Source organism: Nocardia altamirensis NBRC 108246 (assembly GCF_001612685.1).
In the GTDB taxonomy this organism is placed as follows: Bacteria; Actinomycetota; Actinomycetes; order Mycobacteriales; family Mycobacteriaceae; genus Nocardia; species Nocardia altamirensis.
In genome coordinates this window covers 94,092-111,047 of record NZ_BDAY01000029.1, presented here as the reverse complement: position 1 = coordinate 111,047, position 16,956 = coordinate 94,092, and the positions used below count along the sequence as shown (strand labels likewise).

The window sequence follows — 16,956 nt, the reverse complement described above, 5'->3', positions numbered from 1 at the left end:
TCGGAATTAACTGACGGTATGCTGCGAAGATGGCGCTGCCGGTGCCAGCACCGATGCTGGCCAGCGCCGGGCGGCCGCCGGACCCGCCCGGCGGCTGGAGCGCGGAGCTGAAATGGGATGGAGCACGCGGGATTTCGCGTATTCAAGGCAGCGAGGTCCGATTCTGGAGCCGGAACAGGCGCGAATCCACTTCCGCCTATCCTGAGGTGGCCGCTAGTCTGCTGAGAGTCAGCGCCGACCGTGATCTGCTGCTCGATGGGGAGTTGATCGCCCCGGATCCGGCTACCGGGGCGCCGATCTTCGGCAGGCTTCAACGTCGTATGCACGTGATCCGGCCGACGACCGCGCTGATCGCAGCGGTACGGGTGGAGTACATCGTCTTCGATGTCCTCGCGGTTTCCGGCGAGTCGGTCATGGACCAGACCTATCTCGCTCGCCGGGCACTCCTCGACGACCTCGAGCTGGCCGGCGGGCTGATCCGGGTGCCTCCGTTCTGGAACCTGGCCGAGATCGGCGCCGACCGACTCCTCGCGGCAGCATCTGAGGCGGGAATGGAAGGCATCATCAGCAAGAAGCTCGACTCCCTCTACGAGGCCGGGCGTCGCTCGTCGCGCTGGATCAAGACACCGCTGCGGCGCACCACCGAAGCCGTGATCGCCGGCTGGATGCCCGGCAACGGCGCCAACGCCGCGACCTTCGGGTCACTGGTGCTGGCCGCCCACGACGACAAAGGATCACTACGCTGTATCGGTTGCGTGGGAACAGGTTTCAGCATGTCCGCACGCCGAGCACTCCGCGGCGCGCTCAACGAACTCACTCGCCCCACCAGCCCGCTCGACGCACCGGCACCGACCACGGTCGAGCAATCAGCGCGCTGGGTAGACGCGGTCCTGATCGCCGACATCGAATACCGCGAACTCAGCGCCGCAGGCATCATCCGCCACCCCAGCTTCCGAGGCATCCGCACCGACCGCACCATCACCGAAGTGGGCTGGCCCAAATAACGGCTAAAGCAAAGCCAGCAAACCAAAAGCTGCCGGCTTCGCTGACGTTTAGAGCCGAGCGGGCCCGGGCGCCCCCGGGTGCGCCCCCGGGTGCGTCCCCTGACTCGGCACGAAAAGCTTATCAACGAAGGGTCGCATCCCACAACAGAATTCATTGCCCGACATCGTTGTGAAAGAAATAGCGGTCCCCGCTCGCAGCAACATAGAAACACCATAGACATTACACCTTACAGGGTGTATAGTTTTCCGTAATCCCAGGCACGCACCTGCGAAGTGAATTGGTGCCGCCAACGACGAGGGCAGTGCAGGGAGCACCACGGCGAGGGAGGTACACCATGAGCGGCGGCAGATATAACTACCTTTACCAGAAAGATCCTGTCGAACTGATCGGCAACAGTGCACTCCAAGCAGTGCACGACCGGCTCGCCAGCCTCGGCTACGCAGAGGACGCGAGGCAAGCGGTCGCCGACATCATCGCGACCATCCGAACATACGAAGAGAACGCATCGGCGCAGATCGCGAAGATCTCGGAAGTACTCCACATCCTCGAATGGTGGGACTCGAACGATGCGAGCGAGGACGATTTCCAGCAGGCCCTCGAAGAGCACCGATCCGCCGCAAGATAGTCACCGTGCAGGACAGATGCCGGTCCGCGCAGCCACGGCGGCAAGCCGACTTCACCGCGCCAGCTCCCCGCAGGAACGATACCAAGGAACCCCATGCAGCAGAATACGATTCGCTATGTCACTGGAGACGCCACACAACCACACACCTCCAGCACGGCAATCATTGCCCACATCTGCAATAACATCGGCGCGTGGGGCGCCGGGTTCGTGCTGGCGGTGTCATCACGGTGGCCCGAGCCGGAACGGGAGTATCAGCGCTGGTATCACACGGGGGCAGCCAAGGATTTCGGTCTCGGCGCTGTCCAACTCGTCCAGGTCAGCGAGCAGCTGCACGTCGCGAATATGGTCGCACAACACGGCATTCGGAGCAGCCCCGGCGACATTCCGATTCGATACGACGCACTCGATCAGTGCTTGTCCACTCTCGCCGAACATGCGCTGAACCTGCACGCCTCGATACATATGCCCCGAATCGGTACGGGCCTCGCCGGTGGCGACTGGATGAAAATAGAACCACTCATTCTTGAACGACTGTGCCGCAAAATAATTCCGGTCACAGTCTACGAATTCCCCTGATACCCGGATCCATTCACGTGAGCACAGCCGGAAGCAGATCCCTCACAGACCGGAACGGAGACCACGATGGCGCTCTTTCCTGAAATCGTCGCAGCCTACGACGCGGCGACCGACATCCTCGCCGATGAAAACGTCATCATCGACAACCCGCACCTCCTCATGGCCCCCACCCACACCATCGAAGAGCTCATGGCAGCACACTCACCGGCCTACTCGGTCGAACTGACCTTTACCGACACCACCTTCGGAATCGGGTGGAACAAAAGATTCGGATTCACCGGCGAAATCGAGCACCACCCCTACCCCTGCCACTACACCGAATCCGGCTACCGCGACCGGCTCGCCGAGGTCCTGGTCCCGTTGGTGCACGACTTCCAGCAGCGCGCCCAGAACGCCAAGCTCGCCGACTACGCCAACGATGCCCCCGGATCGGTCTACGAGGCCCGCGACGCCGTCCGCCGTCTCGATTGACCGTTTGGCGGGGGCGCGGGAAAGGGAACGGTCAAGGTGTCAGGACCTGCCCTTACGATACGCAGAAACGCGCTCCAGCAGCCTCGACAACGGTGCCCGCCCGGCTGACAACAGGAGGAAGAGTGGACTTTCCGACCCTCTGGCGCCACGCCACTTCCCGAGTCGTGCCGCGTGCACACAGCGAGGTGAGCCTGTCGGACACCGACGCGGCAACACAACAGCTCGCCACCCTGGCCGCGGGGAAGGAAACGGCCATAGCCACCGCCTTCACCCGCTACACCGCTGGGCGGCCTCTCGACACCAGCGGACTGCCAGCCGAACTCGTCGAGAAGCACCGGTGCCGTCACGCCATCGGACGCACCACACTCGACAACGGACTCCTGTACCGGCTCTGGATCGGCCTTCCGAGCGGATTGTTGATGCTGATCGCCGCAGTCGGGATGCTCATCGGCCTAATAGTCATGTGCATTGGAGTCCTGACCGGCGTCGACGAGCTACATCAACTGGTAATGGGAGAGCCGGTCGACACCAACGGCACCACGCTGGTGATCGGCGCGGCAATGATCGGTGGCGCACTACTGAGCGCGGCCATCGGATCAGCGATCGTCTCGGTCGGCGAACGATGGGCACCGCATCCATTGGTCCTCACCCCGGCCGAGTGCAGCCAACTACGCGACGCCCAGGTGCGGTGGCCGAGTAATTCAGGCTCTTCCGAGCTGACCGGACTGCCCGCCGAAGACCGCCTCCGAGCCGAACTACGCGACACCAGCCCAACCCGAGCATGGCCCGAAACACGGACAATCGGGCTCGCGCTCGTACTCGCACAAGAGATCCGCACCAGCCCGGCCTGGCGCAGCGACGTACTCGACACCGCCCGAATAGATTTGGAACAAGTCCTCGACGATGTCCAGATGCGCGCCTGGCGAATCTGGAAAGTCCGGGCGACCGTCATCACCAGCGACAGTGATCGGGTCGCCGCCGCGCTGCGGGAGTCGACCAGGACAGCCAGCCAAGCCGCCGACGCCGCCTGGATCGCACTGGTCAAGCTGGTCACGATGCTGCACCGCTACCGTGCCGACCTCCTGCCCATCGAGGACATGCTGGCCGAACTCGCCGCACTCGAGCGAACCGCGAACATCGACATCGACGACGCGATCCGCCAACTCCACATCGACGCCGCCGGAAGCGAACTCGACCAGGACATCATGGCCGCGCACATCACCGAACTGGCCGATATCCGCACCGCGCTCACAGCCCGCGTCGCAGCACTTCGAGCCGCGCTCAACGTCGGCCCTTTCACCTTGCCGCTCGCCACGGCAGCTGCCGACATAGCTCACGCCGCCCAGTGACCGCGGACCGTTCCGGAGATGCATCGCTGTCTCACACTCCCGCGTCGACGATGATCACTTGCCGTTCGATATATCCAACACATCGTCCGTCCCGGGAAGACTTGCGAGCGGGGTAGGGCGACACGCCTTGCGATTTCATTGCCCTCCGGCGCAGAGGCTGTAGCGTATGCGGCGGCTGGCGCACCGGCCTGTCTCCGAGCCACAACCCCGCCCACGCCGGGATGGCGACCGAGGACAAGGGTTCTCAGACCATACGTGCGAATACAGCGTCGCCTGATCTGTCCTGCACCCGAGGCATCCGGCGGACGCGTGGGGTCACTGCCGGGCAAGGGAATTCGGACATGACCAAAAACAACAGGGCCCGCATCGTTCGCACATACGCCCACGAGAACGGGATCCCCTACAGCCGAGCGCGTCGTGAACTCGACGGCCAGCGCACCCGCTACTTCGACGAGCACGGCACCTGGCACGAAATAGGCGATCCCACAACAGCATCGGTGATCGCCATCGCGACGGTCCTCGCCGATCGGCTACGGCAGTGGCTCGACACCGACCTCTCCCCGGTCTCCGCGGTCGTCCTGGGCGGATTCCCCTACCAGATCATCCAATGCTCCAACGCCGAACGGTTCCGCGTCGTCGTCGGAGAAGCCCTCGAGGCCTTGGACGAACTCACCGAGCCCGACGAGGACGGCGCCGCAACCACCCATCGAGTAGGCATCGTCGAGCGGTTCGAAGTCCGGATGGTGTGGGCGCAACGGTGCCTGCGCGGCGGCGCAGCGGCGCGGTTCGCAACCGACATGGTTCGTGGGCGGATGCTCGGTGCCGCCGCGCGGGCTGCGGCCGAGCGCTCCTGCATGCTGGCCCAGTTGTCGCTGTCCCATCCCCGCACCAGTTGCTGGAACGCAAGCCCGGTGCCGGTTCGGCTGGCCGTCTACGACACCGCCGGCCATGGTGAGGTGCCGCAGATGATCACTGCCCTCGGTTGCCTGCGCCACGCCGCCGAGGAATACACCGCTCGGACCATCGGCGAACCCTGGCTCCAGCTCCGGATCGAGGGCGGCACCAGCGACGACCACCAGACGATCAGGCAACTCGCCCGCGAAATCCTGCGTCACGGCCACACCCACACTCCGCGGATGGCCGCGGCGCTGAAGCCCGACCTCGACCGCGCACAGCTTCCCGATCCTGCCACCGTGCGGTGGTTCACCTGCCCGCACTGCCACGGATCCGGGCACTTCGCGCCGGTGAACGGCCCAGCAGAGCGGTGTGGCTACTGCGCCCCCACACCTGCCGGGGTGTACCGGGTAGCCGTCGACGCCGCCGCGATCCACGCCGCGATCACCGAGTCAGGATCACCCGGGCAATTCCGGGTCGAGGCACCTGCGACCTTCTTCGAGGGCGGCCCCTACGGCGCGGTCACGGTGTGGCTCTTCGCCCGCTACTTCCAGTCCCTCATCCGAGTGCCCACCACCGCCGAACACCTTGCCGGGATCACCAACGCCCGCACCGACGAGGACCGAGAACTGATCGGCCACCTCACCGAACTCGCCATCGCACTGTCGGGCCGCCCGGCCACCCCACGAACGCCGTGGCCCACGGTCGAACTGCATCCCGAACTGTCGCCCAGGCAGATGAAGGCAAGCCAAGCCGCCGGCACTCTTCTCGGATCAGTGCGCGCACTCGCAGACACACTGTGTGCCCGCGCCGGGCACACCGACCGGCCCACACAAGCCCGCGCGACAGCGTATCTCTACCGATCCCTTTGCGGCACAGAAGGTTTCCTGCCTTGGTCGAGCATCGACTTCGGCGATCCGGACACCACTGCTGAGGCGGCGTGGCTGGGGGGACGATTCACCGAACTGCTCGGCGAACCCGACGAATTCGTGATCGACTTCGAGTACAACCTCGCCGCGCGCCCCACCGCGAAACAAGCGATCGGATGGCTGTGCGACCCGGCCGATCCGGTACTGCTGGTCGTATCGCCATCGGTCACCACTCCGGACGGCACCCGCCTGTCGGACCCGTTCGTCTACACCGGTCGCGGCGCTCTCATGACACCGGCATTGCCCGGCAGCGCCACAGTACGGGTCTCACCGATATGCTGACACCCCACTACATCGACGCTATCTGGAAGCGAGGTGTGCGGCGTGACATCGATTGCTATGGCTCTTGCCCCGCTCGCGATATTGGGTGCGGTGAGCGGAATTCTGTTGCTGCGCAACGGCCGTACCGTTCTCGGCCGTCTGCTCCTGCTGCTACTGGTCCTGCCGCCGGCCGTCCTCCTCGCCACCACGGCCAGCTCCGGCGAGTGGTTCGCTACCGGCTTCGCCGCCGTAGGGCTTGTCCTGGCCGCAGTGGCCTGGGTCGGCATTCCGAAGGTCGTCTCTCCCGGCTGAGCACCGAGTGTGGTCGATTCGTCGTCGCTCGAACACACCGGGGCGATCGGTGACACCATCTACTTGTGACCGACCACGCGCACGACGGATTCGAGCTCCCGCTGAGCGAGGTGACCGACGGCGGAGCGGACACCGCTCTTCTGGGCCAGCTCGTCGGCGCGGCGTTCGATGAATGCCTTTCGTGCCAGGAAGCAATGTTGACGCTGATCGCCGAGGATGTGCCCACCACTGCGCAGCTCGTAGAACTTGCCCTGGTCGCCGTGCACAACACTCTGGGCGCTCTGCCGGTGGACTTGGTAGACACCGGCGACACCGACAGTCCGGTGCCGGTGGGGTTTCGCCAGATGGCTTTGACTGGCCTCGACGGCGACACGGCAGCACTGGATGCGGCCTGCGCTGGGCTTTCGGCCCCGCAGCGGCTGGCCGCGGCGCGCACAGCTACCGACTTGTTCGTGGGAGAGATGCGCGCGACCGGGCCCGAATGACAACCGAGGGCAACAGAGCCCTCGATCCTATTCCGGCCAAACATGTGAGGCCACCATCGTATCGCCACACGAAAGTCGTCACCCACAACAACGGGACTGGGACGTATTCGGCTGCAACACAACGGCATAACGATCATGACACCCGCTGATACCCAGGTTCGCGCGCATAGCGCAATTCTGTTGCTGGACAACGGCTTCACTACTCGACGCCGCGTTTCTGTTGCTACCGGTCGAGGGTGGGTGTGGCTGTTCCGGGCTCGCTAGTTGCGCATGACGGTGCCTTTGCGTGAGCCCGCGGAACTCGCGGGGAGGGCAGCCGATGATGGATTCATGCCGGGATCGGCGGGCCCGGACTCCTGGGCAGGCATCATGAGCTGTAGCGCCTGCGCGAGGTCACCTCGGGCCTGCTCGGAGCGATCCTGGCCGTCGACAATCACCTGCAGGCGCATCAGAAGGCCCTCGGTTCTGGTGCGCCGAAAACGCATCCGCAGCGCGGCTCCTCCTGCATCGAGGCCGATGAACCACTGGTTGCCGTCGCGTCCCAGCTGGATCTGCGTCTCATCCCCGATGTGGCGTACCAGGGCCCAATACTCCTGCTGCACACGCGGCGGTGCCGAGTCCGGCGCGCACGGTGGTGGCATCGGATCGGCCTGCACGAGTTCGCAGGCCTGATTTGCTTCGCGGAAGATCCGGGCAAGGTCGGCCGCATCATGGGCCAGGGGCCGGGGCTCGCCGTCGACGGTGAGTGAGGCGTCCGCCCATTTCCAGCTGCCCGACGGTGTTCGCTTCAGCCACAGCTCGGTCGCCGCATGCTCGGTGGTGACCGACAGACGCCAGCGCCGCTCGATGTGTTCGACCTCGGGTTCGAGGCCCACCTCCCGAAAGTCACGGATCCACGAGCGCACCGCCTTGGGGATCGCGGGATCTGCCAGCTCACTCATGGCTACCTCTGTGTTGTGATCGTTCATCCGATGGCCTCGATGTACTGTTCGAGCTGCTGCTCGCCGGTTTCCGTAGTGCCGCTGTCCCGGGGCGCGGCCTGCTGTGCCGGTGGTCCGGGGATGTAGACCAGCAATTCGCCTACCGTGCAATCCAATTCCTGACACAGCATGGCCAGTGTCGGAAACCGGATAGCTTTCTTCGAGCCACGTCGCAGCGCGTACAGGTTCGGCTCGGTGATGCCGACCCGGCGGGCCAGCTCCGCCATCGTGATCTTCCGACGCTGTCGCATCTGCTCCAACCGGACCTCGATACGGGGACCGTCCTCGGCCGCCATCCTCACACCACCTCGTCTAGCTCATCGCGCATTCGGCGCCCGATCGGCGCGAGAACCGAATAGATCTCAGCGGCCACAGCCACCATGAACACGATCAGCAACACATCCGACGGCAGCGAAACCCGAGCATCCATGTCCCTGCCCAGCAGCCACGCGCACACAATCCACGACACCGCGAAGACCATGGCCGCGATAAGGATCCAGCGCCGCGCGCTCGCGATCACAGCGATGACCTCCTCGGAAAAGGCCTCACCGGACAGCTCTCCGAACAGGAGTATCCGGATCAGCAGATAGCCCGGAACCGCCGCGAACAGCAACAGGATTACCCCCGGCGCAGCCACTTCCACCCGCTGAAGCCACTCCGCCCCCTGCAAACTGACCTGCATTTTCTCCACCCGCCGCCCGTCCACCCAGATATCCGAGCGCACCCACACCGACGGCCACACAATGCTTTCCAGCGTGTACCAGACCGGCAGCGCCAACACGGCGAACATTGCCGCCACCCCTGCCAGCCAACCGAGACGATCCCAACCGCGGCGATCGGCTCCCGGCCACAAAGGCAGGCTCAACCGCCGCAGTTCTGGTTCGTCACGATCGCGGTCGGCCACCACGTCCCCTATCGTTTCACGATACATATCGGAAAATGATAGGTATCGGGAAACGATAGAGTCAACCCCGCGCGTTGACTCATCAAAAAGGTCCGCGTAGATCGGTTCGTTGCCTCATCTGAGAAGGTCCGGATCGTTTCGGCGCGCCTCCGTCTGTGAGCTGGTTGTTTGCGGTTCACCGGGGTGATGGAGCTGTCGATGGCGAGTCGCAAGGCGATCACCCGCTCGCAGGCTGTGCGGTATCGCAACGGCACGAAGGCGCAGAAGGCGGCGATTGTGGATTCGGTGTGCCAGGTGACCGGCTACCACCGCGATTATGCGCGGCGGGTGTTGCGGGCGGCGTTGACGCCGAGGATCGTCAAGGCGCGCGTGCCGCGTGCACCGACCTACGGCCCGGAAGTCATTGCTGCGCTGGAGAAGTGCTGGGCGGTGTTGAACGCGCCGGCGGGCAAGCGGTTGGCGCCGGTGCTCGCGGAGTTGGTGCCGCTGCTACGTGGTCACGGCGAGCTGGACATCGACGACGACACCGCCGCGGCGCTGATGTCGATGTCGGCGGCCACGATCGACCGGCGCCTGGCGAAAGCCAAAACGCGGCTGCAGGTCAAGGGCCGCTCCCATACCAAGCCGGGGTCGTTGCTGAAATCGCGAATTCCCATGCGTACGTGGGCCGATCATGACGAGAACACGCCGGGGTTCGTGGAGATCGACCTGGTCGGCCACGAGGGCGGCAACCCGCGCGGGGAGTTCTGCTTCACGTTGACCGTCACCGACATCGCCACCGGGTGGACCGAGAACCGGGCGGTGCGCAACAAGGCTCAGAAGCACGTGTTCGCCGCGATAACCGATGTGGTGGAACATCTTCCGTTCCCGATCCTCGGGATCGATAGCGACAACGGCAGCGAATTCATCAACGCCCACTTGTTGCGGTACTGCCAGGACAAGGAGTTGAAGTTCACCCGGTCGCGGTCGGGCAACAAGAACGACGGCGCGCACGTGGAGCAGAAGAACTGGACCCATGTGCGGCAGCTGGTGGGATATCTGCGCTACGACACTGACGCCGAAGTTGTTCTGCTGAATCGGATTTGGGAGCAACAGGGGCTGATCGCCAACCACTTCTATCCGCAACAGAAACTCATCTCCAAGGTCCGCGACGGCGCGAAGGTCACCAAGCGTTACGACACCGCGACCACCCCGTACGCCCGGGTGATGACCCACCCGGATGTGAAGGCGATGCCCAAACGCCGGCTGAGCAAGACACACGCCTCGTTCAACCCGGCCGCCGTGCAGCGGCGCATCCAGGCACTCTGCAACGAACTGCTCGCTCTCGCCACCGCCAAGGGACAACCCAGCCGCAAACCCGCAGTCACCGCCCCCGCGCAAGCGGACCTTTCTGGATGAGGCAACGATACAAACTTGGCGGACCTATTGACATGAGGCAACGGGCCCCGGCCAGTCGTATGCCCATTCGCTCAGTGCACCAGGCCAGCGCGAACCAGTCTGCGACACAACGACACTGTTCACGTGACGACAGGTCGGTCGTGTCACATGCAGCTTGTATCTGTCACCTAGGATGGGTCGGTTCGCTTGCGTCGACTAGCCTGTTCCGATGGCCGATAGTGACCACGCGCACCGGCTCGAGCGGTGGAGTAGCGAACTCCACGAGCTTCACACCGCGTGGACACTGACGAACGTGCAGTTCGCCCAGGGGGCCCGGCCCGGATCTCGCGCCGCACACGATGATGCCGAGCTCGCGACACGCTCCCCGGACCTGACGAAGCCCGAAGGTACCTGTACCGGCATCGCCGCTGTCCAAATGATCGACGCCGCAGCACACCACATGCTTGCCCTGAAGGCACTGGTGGACACCCGCACTGTGGCGTTGGCGCCGTGGCCAATTGCTCGTGCGATCGCCGAGCACGTCGCATACGCAGGGTGGCTTCTCGAACCCGATATCGCGCCGGAGGCCCGAATGGCGCGACTATGGATGGCTCGACTGGCGGCAGCGCAACGCTCCTGCTGGCTGGCGAAAGCGCGGAAGTTGCCGAATGCCAAGGTAAGAGAGTTCAAGGAGGTCCGTGACAACGTTCGTCAGCAGGTCCTACAGCGTTTCCCCGACGCAGAACTCACCTGGAGCGATCCAGCGACAACGCCTCCCTGGGTGATCGAGGGCGAGACCTATCCGGGGCTGGGACAGCAGGTCCGGGCGTTGTCTACACATGGCGTGGACAACATTGCCGGCCTGTACGACACATTCAGCTTGTTTTCGCACCCCAACCTGATGGCGCTGTCGGCGCAATCCGTAACCACGAACCTCGGGAGCCACGTTGTCGTGAGATATCGCGCCGATGTTGACGACTTGGAATCACTCGTCACTGGGGCGAGTTCGCTCGTATATCTCGCCGCACAGGCTGCTTGCGACTACCTCGGCTGCGCGAGCGATGAGATTCTCACGAGCTGGTTCGACACCTATCGACCGCGGCCATGAATCGGTGATTCGGGTGGCCTGTAACCGCAGCTCTCCCTTCACAACCCGTAGGGCGTCGTGTCCATTGCGCTTCCGAATGTTCGAGGTGAGGTGACGGCGTGCTTCGTCCCGCGTCGGCGACAAGAGCAATCTGCTTTTGGTGACAACTGCTGCCTGCAACGCTCACCGAATGCAACGGCTGACGTCCGCGGCTGGTGACACCTACAACCTGCCGTCACAGTTCACCCTCGCTGGATCTCGCCGGTGCGCGCGGTGTCGGTGCCCTCCTGCATGCTGGAGAGCGCATTATCCGTTCCCTTCGCCGGAGTCCGTCATGCCGTCTCGCCGAATCGACCAGAAGTCGTTGTCCGACACAGAAATACAGCGGATCGCTGCTGCCATCGCCCAGGGCCGTTCGCCCACTGTGTGGTTCACCGCCGCCGCGGTGGGGATCACCGAGGGACAATCGGGCAAGGTCGTCGCCCTGGCCGATTCTTCGGAACCGGACCACGTTCGGGTTCGGCCCGCCGGATCGAAAGACACTCTTGCGTTCTCCCCCACCGAACTCACCATCAGCAAGCCTGCTCACCGCCACACCACCCAGAGATCGGCCAGGAACACACCGTCGTGAGCAGAGCCGGTTCAGCTCGCGACAGTGTTGTGGCACAGCATGATCGCCCCATCGTGTCGGTGCCCTCATCTACTGTGCTGGGCACGGAGTGTGCGCTGAGTCCTGGCGAGGGAGTACATGAGGCATCCGCAGCCGATCTAGGGCGTCAAGCCTGGGAATCGCCTCTACTTCTCGCAGAAGCGGTCGTGCCTCCCGGTTTCTCGCAGGCGCAACAACCTCATCCGAAAGGGCGGAACGAGTGATTCGGCACAAACTCCCTGTGGCCAACGGCCTGTCCACCGATCACCCGGTTCCGGGCTTGCCGTTCGTCGACGATGCCCACCTTCCCCAGCACGCCCGATGGATCGAAGCCGTCGGGCGGCACTCCGGCACCCGCAGCTGGGGCCGCAGCGACGCCCCTGGCTATACCTCGGCCGGCAAAGGCGAGTGGGCTGCCTACACCACCGACCAGAGCAATGGTGAATTCGCCTGGTGCGTACGCCATCACCCCGACCACGGCCGCACCGTCGTGCTGATGCATGACAAGGACGCCTCGACCCTGCATACCGCGTGGATAGACGCCGCCGACGGCCCGCTGCTGTTCCGCGCGGGCGGTTACTGGTGGGACGGGCACCAGTGGTATCGGCCCCGTCAGGTCTACGACAGCGCCGCCGGGCGCTACGTCCACCGCCCTGCGCAGGACGCGGCCACCGTCACTGCCGCCGATCTGCTCGACGGCACCGACACCGATCCCGACCGGGCCGCGATACTCGGCATCGATGACATCACCCCCGGCCACACCCCGCAGAACTGGATCGATCACCTGGCGTTGTGGGCATTCCACCGCACCGCACGCTCGCGACCGCTGACCGACTGCGTCGTCGACCTGAGCGCGCCCGAACTGAGCGCAGATCAGCTCGTCGACCTCGACGCCCTGGCCGAGATAGGCGAGATCGACCCCGAAATCGCCCGCTCCTTCCTCGCCCGTGGCATCGAGTTCCCCGACCCGCAAACCACGACCGGCGGCCGGCCCGCATGGTCGAAACCCGTCGCCGCGGACTGGCTCGAAACACGACATCGTTCCGGAGAAGGCCTACGATCCGCTATGTCCGGCCCCACCCCCGAAAACCCTGACGTCGTCATCGGGCTCAAAGAGATCTGGGACCGCCACACCGAGATGTTCACCCAGGACCTGCTCCACCGACACCGCCACCGGTTCGCGCAACCACCGCACCGCCCCCTGTGGCAGCGGCTGTCCGGCCGGGCGCCGGCCTCCGACGCGCCGGTCGATGAGCAAGCGGTACAGCAGATCGCGCGCAGTCTGGCCTGGACCGTGGCCGTCGACCTCGAGCGCACCATTCCCCTGGAGCCGCTGGCCGCCACCATCCGCGCCGCGGTGCTGGCCGATCTCGCCGACAGCCTCAAATTGGAGACCGAGCTCAACAACGGCCAGCCACCGAAAAGGCCGCTCTTCACCGTGAATCAGCAGATCGCGACGATGCTCGACTGGCTCGTCCGCCACGACCCCGAAACCGGCGCGCGCATCCTCAACGAGATCATCGGCGACGCCCAACGCGACCTCGAACTCCCCCGCGCCAGCAGCATCCGAGCCCTGCAACTCGCCCTCGCCACCGACGGCGCCCTGCCCGACCAGGCCTACGACCAGTTCCTCGAACGCGCCCTCCCACCGCAAACCGACTGAACCCAGCCTCGCCGCGCGGTCGGACCCGGCCGGGGCGGGCTGGGGTCGACAACCAGCCCGCCCCACTTTCGAATACTTCCGAGCCCCGCGTGCAATACGCGAATTACATTTCCTTCCAGGGTCTTTCAGACTTCCACGCCAGGAGTTGAGCCACCGGGCGCCGAACTTCGCAGTGGGCATTCTTCGGTACGGATCCATGGAGTGGCGTTCGTCGCCCGGTTCCGGGCCGGCTCACGTGTGCAAGCCCGGAACCGGGCGGGTCGGGGCTACGTGAACGCAGCAGTGAAGGGCGATTGGGGTGCCAGTGCCCGTTCTCTTTCCCACCATCGAGGGCCGAGCAGCCAATGCTCGGTCTCACGCAGTCCGTCGGCCCGTCGCCGAACGAGTTCGATCGCGGCCTGGTCCTCGCCGAGCACCTCGATCTTGATGCCGGGGATGCCGGTCCAGGTCACGAACTCCTCAGCGACATGACCGACACATCCCGGCGGCATCTCCACCACGCACCCGCATTCACTGTCTCGCACCGCCAGCCGCAGATCGCGGGCGCCGGCCGAGCACGCCTGGGCCAAACCCGTGATGTCGCAGAACCATTCGTTGCGCGGCATCCGTGTGTCCTGGGCCAGCTGGCACGATTTCACCATCGCCGATTGAGTCACTTCCAGCAGCCGCACCGCACACTGTGTTGCCTCAGAAGTCATCTGCGCCAACGCTTCTCGTGTCGCCGCCTGCGCACGCAGGAGCAGTCCGACGACTTGGCGGGCATGGTGCACCGACATCTCATCAACGACGCCCGAGCGCGCGTATGAGCTCACGTATACGGCCGAACGGTGAGCCATTTCGACCGCGGTGCCGTATATCTCGCGGCTCAGGCATTGACCGAGATGATCAGCGCGATGCGCGACCGGCTGCTCCGGGATGTAGCCCAGTGCCATCACACGATGGGCTACATCCTCGGCCATCTGCTGCACCTGCACCACCGTGCAGTCGGCGCCGCGACCGGCATCGTCTCCGCTAGGGGCGTCGGATCCCGCGCCCAGTTTCCGCCTCGCGCGGGTGTACCGGATGCCCTGTGCCTCCGCGTGCTCGCGTGCCGCCCGCTTGCGTTGTTTGTCCCTCGTCATGTCGAAACCCTGTTCCGGGCAAGAACCCCACGCGCCCTGCCCCATGGATCGGCATGGACAAGATCAGAGCACCACCAGCTGCGCACAGTCACAGACCCTTGTCCGCCATGCCGATCGGCGTGGGCAACTCGGCGCGGATTCCGGCCGGCGCAGCGGCCGCACCCACCCTATCGCGACACCCAGCTGAAACAGCCGCACCATCCCGCTACCCCGACGACGAAGCCGTCCCCACATCACGCCCACCCATCGCCCGCAGCACGCAGCGCTTGATCCGACACCACCGCGCATGTTCAGTTAATTACCTATTTCCGTACCGTACGGAACGATGATATTATCTGAACATGACCGATCTGGATACAGCGCCACCACGGACCGAGGCGCAGATACTCGCCGCAGGCGCGACAGCGATTCGCGACCGTCTGCCCTCGTCCTGGTCGCTCACCGAGCGTCCCGAACTCCTGCGCAGTGACGGTCGAGCCGACGCGCTGTTCACCGTTCGCGCCCCGGACGGGCGTGAGGTCATCCTCGTCGTGGAAGCAAAGAACGTATTCCGCGCAGGCGATGTCGGCCCGCTGCGCACTCGACTCGCCTCCGTGCTGGCCGAATACCCGGCAAGCATCGGTGTGGTCTTCGCCCGGCACCTGTCGCGATCCACCCGAGAACGCCTCACCGACGCCGGGCTCTCCTACCTCGACGCGACCGGCAACCTGCTCATCCAGGCCGAGTCGCCAGCCGTGTACCTGCGCGACCGCGGTGCTGATGCCGATCCCTGGCGCGGGCCCGGGCGCCCGCGCGGCACACTCAAAGGCGAACCGGCGGCGAAAGTCGTGCGGGCACTCCTGGACTTTCCCGGGCCGTGGAAAATCCGCGAGCTCGTCGACATTTCACGCTCCTCGACCGGCTCGGTCTACCGGGTGATCGAGTTCCTCGAGGGCGAGGGGCTGGCCACCCGCGAGGACGGTCTCATCAACATCGTGGCCTGGACCGCGCTGCTACGCCGTTGGAGCCAGGACTACCAATACCTGCACACCAACACCATCACCCGCTGGATCGCCCCGCGGGGCCTGCCCGCGCTACTGGACCAGATCCGCACCGCCGGGTTCAGCGACTACGCGGTGACCGGCTCCATCGCGGCCGCCGCATGGGCCTCCTACGCACCCGCACGCTCGGCGATGATCTACACCCCCGACCCGGCCGGCGCCGCCGCCGCGTGGAATCTGCGCGACACCGACACCGGTGCCAACGTTCTGATCGCCCAACCTGCCTATCCTGTCCTCCTCGCACGAACCACCGAGGCGCTCGACGGATTGCGGATCGCCGCGCCCACCCAGGTCGCCGTGGATCTCATGACCGGGCCAGGACGAGCTCCCTCGGAGGCAGAAGAACTCCTCAACTGGATGGGACGCGATGAACAATCCTGGCGTTGACCCGTTCGACCTGCTCATCCGCGCACGCACGGTCCTGCTCGACGCTCTCGACGCGCTCGCCGAACACCGCCACGCCGTCATCGTCATCGGCGCTCAAGCGGTCTACCTGCGCACCGGCGGCATCAGCGTCGCGCTCGCCGAGTCCACCAAGGACAGTGATATCGTGCTCGATCCCCGCAGCTTCGGCACCGATCCCACAATCGAGGCGGTCATGCGCAAGGCCGAGTTCTTTCCCTCCTGCACGGGACAGCCTGGCTCCTGGGTCAACGCGGCCGGGATCCCAGTCGACCTCATGGTGCCCGAGCAACTCGCCGGGCCCGGCACCAAGCACACCCGCGGCGCCCGCATCCCACCCCACGACAACAAAGCCACCCGCCGGGCCCGAGGACTCGAAGCGACCCTGATCGATCACAGCGAGATCATCGTGACCGCCCTCGACCCCGACGATCAGCGCCGGATCACCGCCCTTGTTGCCGGACCCGCTGCCCTGCTCGTCGCGAAATGCCACAAGATCGCCGAACGCGTCGATTCCCCGCACCGGCTCAACGACAAAGACGCCCACGACGTCTACCGGATCCTCGCCGCCATCGACACCGACACCTTGCGAACGACCTTCACCGCGCTGCTCGCCGAGGACATCAGTCACCAAGCCACCGATGACGCGCTGAGCTACCTCGAGGAATTGTTCGCCTCCGGCCCCACCGCACTCGGTGCCACGATGGCCGGGCGGGCCGAGGAAGGCGTCGGCGAACCCGCACAAGTTTCGGCCGCAGTCTCGATCCTCGCCGCCGACCTTCTCGAAACCCTCCACACGCCAACCTGATCCTGGAATCCAGGACTA

At 65.1% G+C, this 16,956-nt stretch carries 18 protein-coding genes; 14 read left to right on the top strand and 4 right to left on the bottom strand.

What is annotated here, in order from left to right:
- Nucleotides 1-29: 29 nt before the first annotated feature.
- The 8 genes from NA11_RS17310 (at nucleotide 30) to NA11_RS17275 (ending at nucleotide 6,907) form a co-directional block, all read left to right on the top strand.
- On the top strand, nucleotides 30-1,004 hold the full coding sequence (locus tag NA11_RS17310) for an ATP-dependent DNA ligase (protein ID WP_069162935.1): 975 nt from the start codon (nucleotides 30-32) through the stop codon (nucleotides 1,002-1,004).
- Between the two features lie 335 nt (nucleotides 1,005-1,339).
- Entirely contained in the window at nucleotides 1,340-1,630 is a 291-nt protein-coding gene (locus tag NA11_RS17305) for a hypothetical protein (RefSeq protein WP_069162934.1), read from the top strand.
- A gap of 93 nt (nucleotides 1,631-1,723) precedes the next feature.
- Entirely contained in the window at nucleotides 1,724-2,206 is a 483-nt protein-coding gene (locus NA11_RS17300) for a macro domain-containing protein (protein ID WP_069162933.1), read from the top strand.
- A 66-nt stretch (nucleotides 2,207-2,272) separates the two neighbouring features.
- On the top strand, nucleotides 2,273-2,677 hold the full coding sequence (locus tag NA11_RS17295; protein ID WP_069162932.1) for a hypothetical protein: 405 nt from the start codon (nucleotides 2,273-2,275) through the stop codon (nucleotides 2,675-2,677).
- A 122-nt stretch (nucleotides 2,678-2,799) separates the two neighbouring features.
- Nucleotides 2,800-4,026 carry a hypothetical protein gene (locus NA11_RS17290; protein WP_069162931.1) on the top strand — a complete coding sequence of 409 codons (1,227 nt, stop codon included), beginning with the start codon at nucleotides 2,800-2,802 and terminating at the stop codon, nucleotides 4,024-4,026.
- Nucleotides 4,027-4,367: 341 nt separating this feature from the next.
- Entirely contained in the window at nucleotides 4,368-6,131 is a 1,764-nt protein-coding gene (locus NA11_RS17285) for a hypothetical protein (protein WP_069162930.1), read from the top strand.
- 42 nt (nucleotides 6,132-6,173) lie between these two features.
- Entirely contained in the window at nucleotides 6,174-6,422 is a 249-nt protein-coding gene (locus tag NA11_RS17280; RefSeq protein ID WP_141717653.1) for a hypothetical protein, read from the top strand.
- A 65-nt stretch (nucleotides 6,423-6,487) separates the two neighbouring features.
- Nucleotides 6,488-6,907 (top strand): hypothetical protein, encoded by a 420-nt coding sequence (locus NA11_RS17275; protein WP_069162928.1) that lies wholly within the window; start codon nucleotides 6,488-6,490, stop codon nucleotides 6,905-6,907.
- Between the two features lie 260 nt (nucleotides 6,908-7,167).
- Here NA11_RS17275 and NA11_RS17270 read toward each other — a convergent pair whose 3' ends face one another.
- The 3 genes from NA11_RS17270 to NA11_RS17260 are packed head-to-tail and all read right to left on the bottom strand — an operon-like array spanning nucleotide 7,168 to nucleotide 8,818.
- Nucleotides 7,168-7,875, bottom strand: coding sequence for a hypothetical protein (locus tag NA11_RS17270; RefSeq protein WP_069162927.1), 708 nt, complete (start codon nucleotides 7,873-7,875; stop codon nucleotides 7,168-7,170).
- Nucleotides 7,872-8,183: a helix-turn-helix domain-containing protein gene (locus NA11_RS17265; protein WP_069162926.1), complete on the bottom strand. Its 312-nt coding sequence runs from the start codon at nucleotides 8,181-8,183 to the stop codon at nucleotides 7,872-7,874. The genes NA11_RS17270 and NA11_RS17265 overlap by 4 nt, the downstream gene beginning before the upstream one ends.
- A gap of 2 nt (nucleotides 8,184-8,185) precedes the next feature.
- Nucleotides 8,186-8,818 carry a hypothetical protein gene (locus NA11_RS17260; RefSeq protein ID WP_069162925.1) on the bottom strand — a complete coding sequence of 211 codons (633 nt, stop codon included), beginning with the start codon at nucleotides 8,816-8,818 and terminating at the stop codon, nucleotides 8,186-8,188.
- 171 nt (nucleotides 8,819-8,989) lie between these two features.
- Between NA11_RS17260 and NA11_RS17255 the strand changes: the two genes are divergently transcribed.
- The 4 genes from NA11_RS17255 (at nucleotide 8,990) to NA11_RS17240 (ending at nucleotide 13,567) form a co-directional block, all read left to right on the top strand.
- Nucleotides 8,990-10,189: an integrase catalytic domain-containing protein gene (locus tag NA11_RS17255; protein WP_141717652.1), complete on the top strand. Its 1,200-nt coding sequence runs from the start codon at nucleotides 8,990-8,992 to the stop codon at nucleotides 10,187-10,189.
- Nucleotides 10,190-10,397: 208 nt separating this feature from the next.
- On the top strand, nucleotides 10,398-11,276 hold the full coding sequence (locus NA11_RS17250; RefSeq protein WP_069162924.1) for a hypothetical protein: 879 nt from the start codon (nucleotides 10,398-10,400) through the stop codon (nucleotides 11,274-11,276).
- Nucleotides 11,277-11,589: 313 nt separating this feature from the next.
- The gene (locus tag NA11_RS17245) at nucleotides 11,590-11,886 is read left to right on the top strand and encodes a hypothetical protein (RefSeq protein WP_069162923.1); all 297 of its coding nucleotides are present in this window, start codon (nucleotides 11,590-11,592) and stop codon (nucleotides 11,884-11,886) included.
- A 238-nt stretch (nucleotides 11,887-12,124) separates the two neighbouring features.
- On the top strand, nucleotides 12,125-13,567 hold the full coding sequence (locus NA11_RS17240; RefSeq protein ID WP_141717651.1) for a hypothetical protein: 1,443 nt from the start codon (nucleotides 12,125-12,127) through the stop codon (nucleotides 13,565-13,567).
- Nucleotides 13,568-13,833: 266 nt separating this feature from the next.
- On the opposite strand, the gene NA11_RS17235 is transcribed toward NA11_RS17240, so the two are convergent.
- Nucleotides 13,834-14,688 carry a hypothetical protein gene (locus NA11_RS17235; protein WP_069162922.1) on the bottom strand — a complete coding sequence of 285 codons (855 nt, stop codon included), beginning with the start codon at nucleotides 14,686-14,688 and terminating at the stop codon, nucleotides 13,834-13,836.
- Nucleotides 14,689-15,029: 341 nt separating this feature from the next.
- Between NA11_RS17235 and NA11_RS46655 the strand changes: the two genes are divergently transcribed.
- Nucleotides 15,030-16,115 (top strand): hypothetical protein, encoded by a 1,086-nt coding sequence (locus NA11_RS46655; RefSeq protein ID WP_174567692.1) that lies wholly within the window; start codon nucleotides 15,030-15,032, stop codon nucleotides 16,113-16,115.
- On the top strand, nucleotides 16,096-16,938 hold the full coding sequence (locus NA11_RS17225) for a hypothetical protein (RefSeq protein WP_069162921.1): 843 nt from the start codon (nucleotides 16,096-16,098) through the stop codon (nucleotides 16,936-16,938). Before NA11_RS46655 ends, NA11_RS17225 begins: the two co-directional genes overlap by 20 nt.
- Nucleotides 16,939-16,956: the final 18 nt, after the last annotated feature.